This window comes from Paenibacillus kribbensis (assembly GCF_001705305.1).
Taxonomy (GTDB): Bacteria; Bacillota; Bacilli; order Paenibacillales; family Paenibacillaceae; genus Paenibacillus; species Paenibacillus kribbensis_B.
In genome coordinates, this window is sequence record NZ_MCBP01000009.1 from 65,196 (window position 1) to 78,025 (window position 12,830).

Consider the following 12,830-nt stretch of genomic DNA (forward strand, 5'->3'; position numbering starts at 1 on the left):
CCGCAGTGCCTGCCCTCATCGGGTCAGGTATCCTGTAAATCTTGCGTATCCACCAACAATTAGGGTTCGATTCCCAATCGCCTTCCACGCGACTTCTGGTAGAGTATTCGAATGGTCGAATAAAAACTATGAAAAGACCCGGATAAGAGCATCCCATGTCTGGTCTAGATGACAGATGCCGGAGCGATGGCTATGCGACCAGCGGATACCGGAGAGAGCAAGCGCCGACAGGGTCCGAGGCTTCGGGGGATAGTGATTCACAGTCGATGTTGGGCTGATGAATTCTATCCCCAGAACACGGGAGCAGGTGGCACCTTCCTTTTTCCTTAAGCTTGGCCCCGCCGTCCACACCGGAGGGATGCCCTGCAAGGGTCACTAACCCTGCTACAACGAATAAAAATAAAAAATTCTCATTTTAAAAGTGTGTTGATTTTAAGGCGGGCAGCAGCAGAGCGGTCCATTTGAATCTGAAGAAGCGAAGCGTTCGCCTTTGCCCCTGAATTTTAACCCTATAAGGGGTTCATCAAATCCAAAAATTCAGGGGCAACAGCGATCGGAAGATCAAATGGAGCGCGGAGCCGCCACGTAGAAAAAACACTCTTTTAAGTTGAGGATTTTAAATACTAGGAGTGATACGATGTTTAAGAAAGTAACGATTAAATCCGATGAACGCGGACTGTTGTTCAAAAAGGGGAGCTACCACAAGCTACTGCTGCCGGGGACTCACTTGTTGAAGACATTTCAGCAGGAAACGATTGAAATTTTGAATGTAGGTGAACCGTTTTTTGTACCAGACTATGATATTCGCCTGTTCTTGACCGACCCCTTATTGCTGGAGCAATTGAATGTGGTGGAGGTTGAGGACCACGAGTATGTGCTGCATTATGAGGATAATAAGTTTGTGGAGCTGCTGACGGCAGGAAAATATGCGTATTGGAACGTGCTCAAGGAGCATCGCTTTGTTCGTGCAGACACCCGGCAGCCTGCGATTGATAAGGCATTGGGGCAAGCCTTTTTGTCCAAGACACCAGGCTTCTGGAAGGCACTTCAGGTAGCCAGCTATGAGCTGGGCTTCCTGTATTATGATAACGTCCTGCAAGGGGAACTGAAGCCAGGCAAGTATTATTTCTGGATGTCTACGGTGAACACAGAGATCAAAACGATCGATATGCGACAGCAGCAGATGGATTTGATGGGACAGGAAATCATGACAGAGGATAAAATCACGCTGCGCCTCAACTTCGTCTGTCAGTACCGTATTATTTACCCGCTGCGGGCGTTGGAGTTCCGGGCATTCGAGGAGCAAATGTATATTATGCTCCAACTGTTGCTACGTGAATACGTTGGCACCATGAAGCTGGATGATTTGCTGAAAATGAAGCACGAAATTGCGCAATATGTCTTGACTCGCCTGAATGAGCAGAGCGGCGAATATGAAGTGACTTTTACGTCGGCTGGGGTGAAGGATATTATTTTGCCGGGGGATATCAAGGATATATTGAATACGGTACTGCTGGCAGAGAAGAAGGCGCAAGCCAACCTCATCACACGCCGTGAAGAGACGGCTTCCACTCGCAGCCTGCTCAATACGGCCAAGCTGATGGACGAAAACGCTACTCTCTATCGCCTCAAAGAGCTGGAGTTTCTGGAAAAAATCTGCGAGAAGATCGGCACCATTTCGCTGACTGGCGGAAATACGTTGCTGGAGCAGCTAAACACGCTGGTTCACATGAAAGAGGGATAAGAACTCCAATAAAAGAACTTCAATAATCGAAAATACTCCCGAACGATGAGTGCAAGCTGGCTCAAGGCTCGGGAGTATTTTACATAAAAGCTTTTTAGCTTGTTTTGGTGGAAGCGAGAAGAGCGTTCATATCCAGTACCGGAATGAGGGCACCATGATGCTCCAGCACGGTAGGAAACAGCTCGCGTTGCCATTCTTCCTCATTGCTTTGTAGCTGACTGTCCTCGGCAGAAGCCGTATCTTCCACCTGATCGACGACTAGAGCAATTTTCGCCCGGCTGAGCAAAATCATTTTGTCCTCAGAGGACTCGTTTGAAGCGGGAAGCAATAGTTTTTTTCGTAAATTAAGAATCGTAAATACGCTGTCACGGATGGTGACCATTCCTTCATGCCACGCCTCGGAAAAGGGAAGCGGTGTCCCTTTCTTGGCAATCATGACTTCTTCCACTTCCAGAAAGTTTAAAGCGAACTTTTTGTCCGCCAGACTGCACACAATAAACTCAGACATAGCCATTCTCCTTACATATTCAAATAAGTCCACTACAGGTTGTTGTGAAGTGACGGTGCAACGGGTTAGCTATTGCGTTTTGACACATGGAACTATAAAGTTGAGGATGCGGTGAAAAATGGATTCAGTTAATACAGAATATCACAAACTAGCAGTTAAATCTTCCAAAAGAGTAACTCAGGTGATGGCACTACATTTTAAGATAAGCGGGTTGAGGTAGAATGGATCATGAAAAGCAGCGATTAAGTATCGAGGCAGCCAGATTATACTATCTGAACGACTATAGCCAGCAGGATATCGCAGTCAGACTCGGGGTTTCGCGTCCTACGGTATCGCGGCTGCTTCAGGCTGCCAAGGAACAGGGATACGTGCGGATCAGTATTGTTGATCCCATGGAGGATATGGATGCGCTTGGAGAGCAGGTCAAAAAGAAATACGGGCTGGATACCGTGCAGGTTTGCTACTCGCCAGTAAATGAATATCAGGAGATCAAGAAGCATATTAGCAAAAAAGCAGCCGATTATTTGTATGAAACGGTACAAGATGCGGATATTATTGGGGTGACGTGGGGAACGACAATGCATGCAGTGGCACTTCATCTCCAGCAAAAGCAGGTTAAGGGAGTTGAGGTGGTTCAGCTCAAAGGAGGCGTGAGCCATTCGCATGTTAACACCTATGCCGTAGAGACGGTAAATTTGTTCGCGGAAGCCTTTCACACGATTGCACGGTATTTGCCGCTCCCTGTGATCTTTGATAGTCAGGCCGTTAAAAAAATGGTTGAGCAGGATCGGCACATCCAGCGGATCATTGAACTTGGCAAGCAAGCGAACATTGCCGTGTTTACGGTGGGAACAGTCAAGGAGGATGCGCTGCTGTTCAGACTGGGATATTTTAATCAAGAGGAACAGAAGCTGCTGCAAAAAATCGGCAAGGGCGATATTTGTTCGCGTTTTTTTGACGATGAGGGCAATATATGCAGTGACGAAATCAATAGCCGTACCGTTGGCATTGATCTGCCAGATTTACGCATGAAGGAGAAGGCTATTCTCGTAGCAGGTGGACAGCGTAAAGTGGAGGCTATCCGGGCATCATTGCGCGGCAAGTACGCGAATATTCTGGTGACGGATCAGTTTACGGCACAAGCACTATTGCAATAAAGCATCTGGCTTCATTTCAGGTAAACATCCGGTTTTGGCGTGCGTCTACAGGGTAATGTGAACTGTAGGTGACTGTCTCATGAGTAGGCTTGAACATAATTTCAAAATGTATTTTACATATGTTCAAAGCCGTGCTATGATGATCCCATCACCAGAAATAAAGGACATTTGTCTTCACACTATTTATCAAATGAAGGAGCTTTTAGATATGAACATTGCAGCATTAATCGACCATACATTGTTGCGTGCAGATGCGACGAAGGATGAAATTACGAAATTGACTGCTGAGGCAAAAAAATATCAGTTTGCTTCTGTATGTGTGAATCCGGCGTGGGTAGCTTATTCAGCAGAACAGCTCGCAGGCACGGGCGTAGCCACCTGCACGGTTATCGGTTTCCCGCTGGGAGCAAACACGTCGGCAACGAAAGCATTTGAAACGAAGGATGCTATTGCTAACGGTGCGACTGAAGTGGACATGGTTATTAACATTGGTGCTTTGAAGGCACGTGATCTACAGCTCGTTGAGCAGGATATTCGTGCGGTCGTGGAAGCTGCTGCCGGGACACTGGTAAAAGTTATCATCGAAACTTGCTTGCTGACTGACGAAGAGAAGGTATTGGCATGTGAGTTGTCCGTCAAAGCGGGGGCGAATTTTGTGAAAACCTCGACAGGCTTCTCTACAGGTGGAGCTACTGTGGAAGACGTGGCCTTGATGCGCAAAACAGTAGGACCTGAAATTGGGGTTAAAGCTTCTGGCGGCGTACGCAGTCTGGAAGACGTGCAAAAATTAGTAGAAGCAGGCGCAAGTCGGATCGGTGCAAGTTCCGGTGTGAAAATCATCGAGGGCGAGCAGTCTACATCTTCCTACTAAGCTCATTTTAAAGTCATGGAGGGATTCGCGGATGAAGGATCAATTGATTCAGGAAGCGCTTGAGGCGCGCAAACAGGCATATATTCCGTATTCCAATTTTCAGGTCGGTGCTGCGGTTCTCGGTAGCGACGGCACGATTTACAGCGGATGTAATGTGGAAAATGCCTCCTACGGCTTATGCAATTGTGCAGAACGGACGGCGATTTTCAAAATGGTATCCGAAGGCTGCCGTAAAATTGATGCGATTGCGGTTGTAGCAGACACAGAAGGGCCTGTATCTCCATGCGGTGCCTGTCGTCAGGTCATTTCCGAATTTGCTCATTCAGATACCAAAATATATCTGACAAACCTTCATGGCAACACGGAAGAGTGGACGATGGAAAAACTGCTGCCGGGTGCTTTTCGTCCCGCGGATTTGGGGAAATAAAAAAAGAATGCCTCTTTCGGGGGCGCGTTCTTTTTATAGATGATGTAAGCGCTTAATGTAATAAGGGGGATAATTCAATGAAATATATCATCGCTTTAGTGGGGCTGCTCGTTGTATTTGGACTGACTTACATCGCCAGCAGCGACAAGCGCAAAATCAGATATCGTCCGCTGGCGGTTATGGTTGTATTGCAGGCGGCGCTTGCTTTTGTATTGCTGAACACAGGAATTGGCGAATTTTTGGTCAAAGGCTTTGCAGAAGCGTTCGGCAGCCTGCTGAAATATGCGGGTGAAGGTATCAATTTTGTGTTTGGCGGGATTGCAAATGAGGGGGCGGCACCGTTCTTTATCAATGTATTGCTGCCGATCGTGTTCATTTCCGCGCTGATCGGGATTCTGCAATATATTAAAGTCCTGCCGTTCATCATCAAATATATCGGCATTATCTTGAGCAAAGTAAACGGAATGGGTAAACTGGAATCCTACAACGCTGTAGCTTCAGCTATTCTGGGTCAATCCGAGGTGTTTATTTCCGTTAAGAAGCAAATTGGCCTTCTGCCAAAACATCGGCTGTATACGTTGTGCGCATCTGCGATGTCCACCGTATCCATGTCGATCGTGGGGGCTTACATGCAAATGCTGAACCCCAAGTATGTCGTTACCGCATTGGTGCTGAACCTGTTCGGCGGCTTTATTATCGCTTCCATTATTAATCCGTACAAGATTGAAAAGGAAGACGATTTGCTGGAGGTTCAAGAGGAAGAAAAGCAGTCCTTTTTCGAAATGCTCGGCGAGTACATTATGGACGGCTTCAAGGTTGCCATAACTGTAGCAGCGATGCTGATTGGATTTGTGGCGCTGATTGCCATGGTTAATGGCATTTTCACCTGGGTGTTTGGAATCAGCTTTCAGGGGTTGCTTGGTTATGTGTTTGCACCGTTCGCTTTTGTCATGGGGATTCCATGGAGCGAGGCGGTTCAGGCGGGCAGCATTATGGCTACCAAGCTCGTATCCAACGAATTTGTGGCTATGCTGGATCTGACCAAGCAAACAGGCTTGTCCGAGCGCACCGTCGGGATCGTATCGGTATTCCTCGTATCCTTTGCCAACTTCTCATCCATCGGTATCATTTCCGGGGCTGTGAAGGGTCTGCATGAAAAGCAGGGGAATGTGGTAGCCCGCTTTGGTCTGAAGCTGTTGTACGGGGCGACGCTGGTTAGCGTGCTGTCGGCAACGATTGCAGGGTTGTTTTTGTAAAAAAAACAGCGAGTCAGGAAAGGATTTTTATGATGTCTAAATTTAAACGGATTCACTTGATCGTACTGGACTCGGTCGGTATCGGCGAAGCGCCGGATGCTGCCCAGTTTGATGATTACGATGTAGATACATTCGGTCATATCGCTCGCGAACGTGGCGGTCTGAACATGCCGAATATGGGCAAGCTTGGTCTGTCCAACATTCGTCCCATTGAAGGGATACCGGCGGCCGAAAAGCCGCTCGCGTACTACACTAAAATGCAGGAAGCGTCCAATGGCAAGGATACGATGACCGGGCATTGGGAGATCATGGGCTTGAATATTGCGGTTCCTTTCCGCGTATTCCCTGATGGTTTCCCGGATGAGCTGATTCAGCGCATTGAGGAGCATACAGGCCGCAAAGTCATTGGCAACAAGCCTGCCAGCGGAACGGAAATCATCGACGAACTGGGCGAAGAACATGTGAAGACGGGAGCGCTCATCATCTATACCTCGGCGGATTCGGTGCTGCAAATTGCGGCGCATGAGGAAGTTGTACCTTTGAAGGAGCTTTACGAGATTTGCGAGTTCTGCCGCAAAATCACGCTGGAAGATCCGTACATGCTGGGCCGCATTATTGCACGACCGTTCGTAGGCGAGCCTGGGAACTTCTCCCGCACCTCCAATCGTCATGATTATGCGCTCAAGCCGTTTGGCCGCACTACGATGAATGAGCTGAAGGATGCAGGTCTGGATGTGATCGCTTTGGGTAAAATTTCCGACATTTATGACGGCGAAGGTGTGACGAAGGCGGTACGTACCAAATCCAATATGGACGGTATGGATAAGCTGGTCACGACGCTGGATGAGGAATTTACCGGATTAAGTTTCTTGAATTTGGTGGACTTTGATGCGGTATACGGTCACCGCCGCGATCCGCAGGGATACGGTCAAGCCCTGGACGATTACGATGCCCGTCTGCCAGAGGTATTCGCCAAATTAACGGATGATGATCTGCTGATCATCACCGCGGATCATGGGAATGACCCAACGTATCGGGGAACAGATCACACGCGTGAATATGTGCCATTGCTGGTGTATTCCCCGCGCTTTGCAACTGGAGGCAAGGAGCTGGCGGTTCGTAAAACGTTTGCGGATATTGGAGCGACGGTAGCGGAAAACTTCGGTGTAAAACTGCCGGAACACGGTACGAGCTTTTTGGCAGAACTTCAATAATAATGTAAGCACGGACAAATGGGACGGAGGAATGGAACAATGAGTGTACACATTGGAGCTAAACCAGGAGAAATTGCAGAAACGATTTTGCTGCCAGGGGACCCGCTGCGGGCGAAATTTATCGCTGAAACGTATCTGGAGGACGTGACCTGCTACAACGAGGTACGCGGGATGCTTGGGTTTACGGGAACGTATCAAGGCAAACGCTTGTCTGTACAAGGAACGGGAATGGGACTGCCGTCCATCAGTATTTATGTCAATGAGCTGATTAGCGAGTACGGTGTAAAAAACCTGTTCCGTGTAGGTACATGCGGCGGGATGAAGGAGCACGTGCATGTTCGTGACGTTATTTTGGCGCAGGCTTCGTGCACGGATTCCGGCATGAACCGTCATATCTTTGGCGGCTACGACTACTCCCCGATTGCCAGCTTCCCTCTTTTAAAGGGCGCTTATGATCGTGGTGTTGCCAAAGGCTTGAACATGCATGTCGGCAACGTATTCAGCTCGGACAGCTTTTACCGTGACGACAAATCAGTAGTGCAAAAGCTGATGGAATACGGCGTGCTGGGTGTGGAGATGGAAACTTCGGCATTATATACGCTGGCAGCCAAATTTGGCGTCAACGCGCTGACGATTCTGACGGTAAGCGATCATTTGCTGACAGGTGAAGAAACGACGGCGGAAGAACGGCAAACGACCTTTAAAGAAATGATGGAAGTTGCACTGGATACAGCAGTATCCCTGTAAACGATCATACGCACAGTGAGGAGAAATGACATATGAGAATGGTAGACTTGATCGCAAAAAAACGTGACGGAAAAGAACTGAGTACGGAGGAAATTAATTTTATTATCCAAGGCTACACTCAGGGTGAAATTCCTGACTATCAGGTCAGTGCATTGGCGATGTCCATTTTCTTCAAAGATATGACCGAACGGGAACGCGCAGATCTGACGATGGCGATGGTTCATTCGGGTGATACGATTGATTTGTCCGCGATTGAAGGAGTAAAGGTCGATAAGCACTCCACTGGCGGTGTGGGCGATACGACAACGCTGGTACTGGCTCCACTCGTAGCGGCCTTGGACATTCCGGTAGCAAAAATGTCAGGTCGCGGTCTCGGACATACCGGGGGAACGATTGATAAGCTGGAGGCTATTGCCGGCTTCCACGTAGAAATCAGCAAGGATGAATTCGTGGAGCTGGTGAACCGCAGCAAAATTGCGGTAATCGGACAAAGCGGCAACCTGACGCCTGCGGACAAAAAGCTGTATGCCTTGCGTGACGTTACAGCAACGGTCAACTCGATTCCGCTGATTGCCAGCTCGATTATGAGTAAAAAAATCGCGGCCGGTTCCGATGCCATCGTACTGGATGTCAAGACAGGTGCAGGCGCGTTCATGAAAACGGTCGACGATGCCAAGGAACTGGCACATGCGATGGTAAGCATCGGCAACAATGTCGGCCGCAAGACGATGGCGGTTATTTCCGATATGAGCCAACCACTCGGCTTGGCTATCGGCAACTCGCTGGAAGTCAAGGAAGCGATTGATACACTGCGCGGTGAAGGCCCCAAAGATCTGGAAGAGCTGTGTCTGGCCTTGGGCAGCCAAATGGTATTTTTGGCCGGGAAAGCAGATTCCCTCGAAGACGCTGAAGAAAAGCTCAAAGAAGTCATCCGCAACGGCAAAGCACTGGAGAAATTCAAGGAGTTTATTGCCAATCAGGGCGGGGACTCTTCTGTAGTGGATCATCCTGAACGCTTGCCGCAGGCACAGTATCTCATTGAAGTACCAGCCAAGCAGGATGGTGTGGTGGCCGAAATCGTGGCGGACGAAATCGGTACGGCTGCAATGCTGCTTGGAGCAGGACGTGCGACCAAAGAATCCGAGATTGATCTGGCTGTCGGCCTGATGCTGAACAAAAAGGTTGGTGATGCTGTTCAAAAAGGCGAGTCGCTAGTTACCATCCATGCGAACCGTGAAGACGTAGCCCAAGTACTGGAGAAAATCTACGCGAACATTCGTATTGCGGATCACGCGGAAGCGCCAGTGCTGATCTACGGAACAGTGACAGAATAATTGGTAGTCATATTCATAAAGTGGCAGTAGAAAGTTATAGAGCCGGGGCCCCTAGTTTAGAGGGCCTCCGGCTTTTTTGTTATTCTCGTTCTGAGGCAGTTAAATGGTAAAGTTAAAAAATGCTGTTGTTAATTTCTAGTGAGGACACTATACTGAACTTATAAACTGACGACCGTTCGTAAGGTTATTGGAGGAAGAACATGACGCTACAGAAGATTAAAACAGCCAGTTTGCAGCAATTTGCGAGAAAGGGATATGATGCCACCTCCCTGCAACTGATTGCTGATGAGGTAGGGATTAAAAAGCAGTCTATTTATGCTCATTTTAAAAGCAAAGACGATTTGTTTTTGGACATATTTGCGGATGCTGTGGATCAGGAGATTTTGGAGCTGGATCGTTATTTTCAAGATCAATCCGAACAGTCACTTGAAGCTGTACTGAGGGGGTTAATCATTGAATTCAAGGAACGGTATGAGAGCGCCATGAATCTACGTTTGATTTTGTATGTCGGCTTTCTGATTCCATCTGCGCTGGAAGATCAGGTTCTGGCTTTGGTCACACGTTATGTACAGCATAAAACCAGCTTAATACATGAGCGGCTGGCAGCCGAAACGTCTGTTAGGCTTCGTGTTCCAGCTCAATCTGCCGCGACAGCCTATATGAATTTGATTGAAGGCATGCTGGTAGAGCTGGTATACAACGGCACCGCCGGTTTTGATACGCGTCTGGAAAGCTCCTGGGATATTTACTGGCATGGACTGATTCAGAACTGAGTGAATGAAGGCAGGCATAAGAAGACAAACATCATTTTAATTGGAGGAAGACGGTTGTGTCAGGTAAAGAATCCTTTTGGTCCAGAAACTTTGTATTTTTGATGATTTCCAACGCATTATTGTTTATGGCATTCGAAATGCTGATGCCCACGCTGCCATTGTTTGTGGAGAGTCTGGGCGGCAGCCCGGCGCAGATCGGATTGGTGACAGGCGTGTTTATGTGCTCAGCGATTTTGATTCGCCCCTTTTCAGGCAGTCTGATCCAGCTTATGGACAGGAAGTATGTGCTTATTATCGGGGTAGCGATTTGCATGCTGGCCACCGGGAGCTACATGTTTTCCACCAGTTTGGCGCTGCTGCTAGTGTTCCGGTTGGTGCATGGTTTTGGGTTCGGTATCGCCAGCACGCTATATGCGACCTCAGCATCGGATGAATTGCCTTCTCGGCGTATGGGGGAAGGCATGGGCTATTTTGGCGTAGGGGAGACGGTAGCGATCTCCGTGGGGCCGCTGATTGGCATATGGATGCTGCATGCAGCGGGCTTTGACGGGCTATTTTCCACAGGAGCGGGAATTCTGCTGCTGTCGCTCGTCATGAGCGCATGGGTGCGCCGCCATTCGACCCGAACTGCGGCGGAGGCCGCAAAGGAAAGAACGAAGGTTCGCTTTAAGCTATTTGAAAAAAGAGTGCTGCTGCAATCCAGCCTGGTGCTGCTGGTAGGTGTGGTGGCAGGCGGTGTGATGTCCTTTGTGGCCTTATTCGCCAAGGAGCAGGGGTTTACCAATGCGGCCTGGTTTTTCTTCACAGTGGCTATGGCAAGCTTTCTTGTTCGACTGGTGTCCGGTAAAATTTACGACACCAAAGGTCCGGCTTATATCCTGATTCCCGCCGGGATTGTGCTCATTGCCGCGATCATTATGGTCGCCACATCGCGCACAGAGCTGCAATTTCTGATCGCCGCCGTACTGTACGGCTTGAGTTTTGGCGCTATTTTCCCGGCCTTGCAGGCATGGGCCATCAGTGTAGTAGGAGAACATGAACGGGAGGATGCTGTAGGTTCATTTTACAACTTCTTCGATTTGGGAATCGGGAGTGGATCGCTGGTTTTGGGAGCTGTTGCGGGATTAACTTCTTACAGTACAATGTATTTGTTCTCTACCTTGTTGATTGCGGCCTATCTCATTATTTTTGTGATTTATAGTGTGCTGGATAAGAAGAAGTCCCGTAACACGTTGAACGTATAAGCTGCTATTACGGAATGTATAATAGAGCATTAGCATCTGGATGCCTTTGATCAAGTTTGAAAAATATGGAATCCGGACTCATAATGGATATGAGTTCGGCTTTTTTTGTGAAGGAGGGACATGAAATGGTGGAAAAATGGGTTTGGATGGGCGTTGCGGGGGCGATCGTAGGTTATGTCACTTTTGCCAGTTACGGTGCCGGGCATGCCACATCAACATCGAGTATGACGCACCCGGCAGTACCGCTTAGCGCACAGAGTGAGCAGGGAGGCGCAGCCAAGCGTATCGTACATGATCAAAGAATGTTTTTTGAAGGACAAGGACAAACGAGCTTTACATTTGAAGAGGGACGCAAGCTGTACATCAGTATCAAAAATACAGGAAAGCAACCCATACAATACAAGCTTAACAGTTCGAATGGATCAGACTTGCAAGGTACAACGAGCGGATTTACTAGACAAGCGCTGCAGCCGGGAGAACGCCATGATCTGCTGTTTGTAAAGCCGGAGGGGCAGGCTGAAGCTGGAAGCGGCTCCCCGAATGAGCTGATTTTGAACGTAAGTACAGACGATGGATCGCAAGGAACCGTTAAAACCTTCGCATATATCACACTGTAAACCGCTTCCAGAAAGGGCACGACATGCGGTCATTAGCCTACTATGTTACAATAGAACGGTTGAAGACTTAATGAACAGAATAGGTCAGAGCAGAAAGCAGAAGCGGAAAGGATGACCCGTCGTGCCCAAAAAACATGAATTCGGTAATCAAAAGCAAAAGCTGTCACGTAGGCTGTCGCTCACAGCTATTTTACTTACACTTACATTTGTAGCTCTTGCTGGCTGCGGCCAGGATAAGAATGCTGAAACCAGCAGTACTGGAAGCAGTACAAGCGTGATTGAGAACGGAGCCGATGCGAATCGTAGCGGTTCAGCCCAAAATGACAAAGCAGCCAAAGAGAGCGGTAATGCAGAAAACAACAGCAATGATGCACTAAAGCCTACTCCTTCGGCCCCGGCTGCTTCATCGGATGCATCTTCTTCCCTGACACCCTCCAGTTCATCTCAAAATCCTTTTGAGGTAGCAGGCATCCAAGACCCTAAAGCGTTTTTGAACACGTTTAAAGCGTTACAGAAGGCTGTTGCCGACAATGACAAAGAGAAGGTAGCCAATTATATTTTTTACCCTCTGCGTGTCAATGATAGCGAGAAATCGCTAACGATTCCGAATAAGAAAGATTTTATTGCCAAGTATGATCAGATTTTTACGGACGCGATTCGTGAAGCGCTGGTGAATCAAAAGACGGATGATTTGTTTGTCAATTACCAAGGAGTTATGGTTGGTTCGGGTGAGCTGTGGTTGAGAAGAGGTACGGACAATCCGAAGCTTTTTGGAGTCTTTTCGATTAATCTTGAAACCGTGGCCAACTAAGCAACACCCCGTATGTGAAAAATGCCTCTAAGCAGTCGGAAACATACCTGATGTTTCTGACTGTCCCCCCTTTTGAAGCGAGCAAAGCACACATAGCCCATGCCCCAAAAAAAAGTTTGACATTGCT

General features: G+C 48.3%; 14 protein-coding genes. 13 read left to right on the forward strand and 1 reads right to left on the reverse strand.

Annotated features, from left to right (window positions below; genetic code table 11):
- The first annotated feature begins 155 nt into the window (after nucleotides 1-155).
- Together BAZ21_RS29740 and BAZ21_RS16800 are read left to right on the forward strand one after the other, a co-directional pair.
- Nucleotides 156-278 (forward strand): hypothetical protein, encoded by a 123-nt coding sequence (locus tag BAZ21_RS29740; RefSeq protein ID WP_256021501.1) that lies wholly within the window; start codon nucleotides 156-158, stop codon nucleotides 276-278.
- Nucleotides 279-637: 359 nt separating this feature from the next.
- Nucleotides 638-1,744 carry a slipin family protein gene (locus BAZ21_RS16800; RefSeq protein WP_068503117.1) on the forward strand — a complete coding sequence of 369 codons (1,107 nt, stop codon included), beginning with the start codon at nucleotides 638-640 and terminating at the stop codon, nucleotides 1,742-1,744.
- Nucleotides 1,745-1,838: 94 nt separating this feature from the next.
- On the opposite strand, the gene BAZ21_RS16805 is transcribed toward BAZ21_RS16800, so the two are convergent.
- Nucleotides 1,839-2,252: a chemotaxis protein CheW gene (locus tag BAZ21_RS16805; protein ID WP_068503120.1), complete on the reverse strand. Its 414-nt coding sequence runs from the start codon at nucleotides 2,250-2,252 to the stop codon at nucleotides 1,839-1,841.
- 221 nt (nucleotides 2,253-2,473) lie between these two features.
- Here BAZ21_RS16805 and BAZ21_RS16810 point away from each other — a divergent pair, with 221 nt between their 5' ends.
- From BAZ21_RS16810 to BAZ21_RS16860, 11 genes are all read left to right on the forward strand, one after another.
- Complete coding sequence (locus tag BAZ21_RS16810; RefSeq protein ID WP_068503123.1) at nucleotides 2,474-3,409, forward strand: sugar-binding transcriptional regulator; 936 nt, start codon at nucleotides 2,474-2,476, stop codon at nucleotides 3,407-3,409.
- A gap of 208 nt (nucleotides 3,410-3,617) precedes the next feature.
- Nucleotides 3,618-4,280 (forward strand): deoxyribose-phosphate aldolase, encoded by a 663-nt coding sequence (gene deoC, locus BAZ21_RS16815; protein ID WP_068503538.1) that lies wholly within the window; start codon nucleotides 3,618-3,620, stop codon nucleotides 4,278-4,280.
- 31 nt (nucleotides 4,281-4,311) lie between these two features.
- Complete coding sequence (locus BAZ21_RS16820; RefSeq protein ID WP_007432256.1) at nucleotides 4,312-4,707, forward strand: cytidine deaminase; 396 nt, start codon at nucleotides 4,312-4,314, stop codon at nucleotides 4,705-4,707.
- A 77-nt stretch (nucleotides 4,708-4,784) separates the two neighbouring features.
- Entirely contained in the window at nucleotides 4,785-5,963 is a 1,179-nt protein-coding gene (locus BAZ21_RS16825; RefSeq protein ID WP_068503125.1) for a NupC/NupG family nucleoside CNT transporter, read from the forward strand.
- Nucleotides 5,964-5,992: 29 nt separating this feature from the next.
- Entirely contained in the window at nucleotides 5,993-7,177 is a 1,185-nt protein-coding gene (deoB, locus tag BAZ21_RS16830; protein ID WP_176718162.1) for a phosphopentomutase, read from the forward strand.
- A gap of 39 nt (nucleotides 7,178-7,216) precedes the next feature.
- A complete protein-coding gene (gene deoD / locus BAZ21_RS16835; protein WP_025719435.1) occupies nucleotides 7,217-7,924 on the forward strand; it encodes a purine-nucleoside phosphorylase in 708 nt (235 codons plus the stop codon).
- 32 nt (nucleotides 7,925-7,956) lie between these two features.
- Nucleotides 7,957-9,258, forward strand: coding sequence for a pyrimidine-nucleoside phosphorylase (locus BAZ21_RS16840; RefSeq protein ID WP_068503127.1), 1,302 nt, complete (start codon nucleotides 7,957-7,959; stop codon nucleotides 9,256-9,258).
- A 200-nt stretch (nucleotides 9,259-9,458) separates the two neighbouring features.
- On the forward strand, nucleotides 9,459-10,031 hold the full coding sequence (locus tag BAZ21_RS16845) for a TetR/AcrR family transcriptional regulator (protein ID WP_068503130.1): 573 nt from the start codon (nucleotides 9,459-9,461) through the stop codon (nucleotides 10,029-10,031).
- A 56-nt stretch (nucleotides 10,032-10,087) separates the two neighbouring features.
- The gene (locus BAZ21_RS16850) at nucleotides 10,088-11,275 is read left to right on the forward strand and encodes an MFS transporter (RefSeq protein ID WP_068503132.1); all 1,188 of its coding nucleotides are present in this window, start codon (nucleotides 10,088-10,090) and stop codon (nucleotides 11,273-11,275) included.
- A 125-nt stretch (nucleotides 11,276-11,400) separates the two neighbouring features.
- Entirely contained in the window at nucleotides 11,401-11,892 is a 492-nt protein-coding gene (locus BAZ21_RS16855) for a hypothetical protein (RefSeq protein ID WP_068503135.1), read from the forward strand.
- 121 nt (nucleotides 11,893-12,013) lie between these two features.
- Nucleotides 12,014-12,703, forward strand: coding sequence for a hypothetical protein (locus tag BAZ21_RS16860; protein WP_068503138.1), 690 nt, complete (start codon nucleotides 12,014-12,016; stop codon nucleotides 12,701-12,703).
- Nucleotides 12,704-12,830: the final 127 nt, after the last annotated feature.

Bases quoted from the DNA above. Each gene is read 5' to 3' on its own strand.
- BAZ21_RS16800 (WP_068503117.1), top strand. From the start codon at position 638: ATGTTTAAGAAAGTAACGATTAAATCCGATGAACGCGGACTGTTGTTC.
- deoC (WP_068503538.1), top strand. From the start codon at position 3,618: ATGAACATTGCAGCATTAATCGACCATACATTGTTGCGTGCAGATGCG.
- deoD (WP_025719435.1), top strand. From the start codon at position 7,217: ATGAGTGTACACATTGGAGCTAAACCAGGAGAAATTGCAGAAACGATT.
- BAZ21_RS16845 (WP_068503130.1), top strand. From the start codon at position 9,459: ATGACGCTACAGAAGATTAAAACAGCCAGTTTGCAGCAATTTGCGAGA.
- BAZ21_RS16805 (WP_068503120.1), bottom strand. From the start codon at position 2,252: ATGTCTGAGTTTATTGTGTGCAGTCTGGCGGACAAAAAGTTCGCTTTA.
- deoB (WP_176718162.1), top strand. From the start codon at position 5,993: ATGATGTCTAAATTTAAACGGATTCACTTGATCGTACTGGACTCGGTC.
- BAZ21_RS16840 (WP_068503127.1), top strand. From the start codon at position 7,957: ATGAGAATGGTAGACTTGATCGCAAAAAAACGTGACGGAAAAGAACTG.
- BAZ21_RS16855 (WP_068503135.1), top strand. From the start codon at position 11,401: ATGGTGGAAAAATGGGTTTGGATGGGCGTTGCGGGGGCGATCGTAGGT.
- BAZ21_RS29740 (WP_256021501.1), top strand. From the start codon at position 156: ATGTCTGGTCTAGATGACAGATGCCGGAGCGATGGCTATGCGACCAGC.
- BAZ21_RS16810 (WP_068503123.1), top strand. From the start codon at position 2,474: ATGGATCATGAAAAGCAGCGATTAAGTATCGAGGCAGCCAGATTATAC.
- BAZ21_RS16825 (WP_068503125.1), top strand. From the start codon at position 4,785: ATGAAATATATCATCGCTTTAGTGGGGCTGCTCGTTGTATTTGGACTG.
- BAZ21_RS16820 (WP_007432256.1), top strand. From the start codon at position 4,312: ATGAAGGATCAATTGATTCAGGAAGCGCTTGAGGCGCGCAAACAGGCA.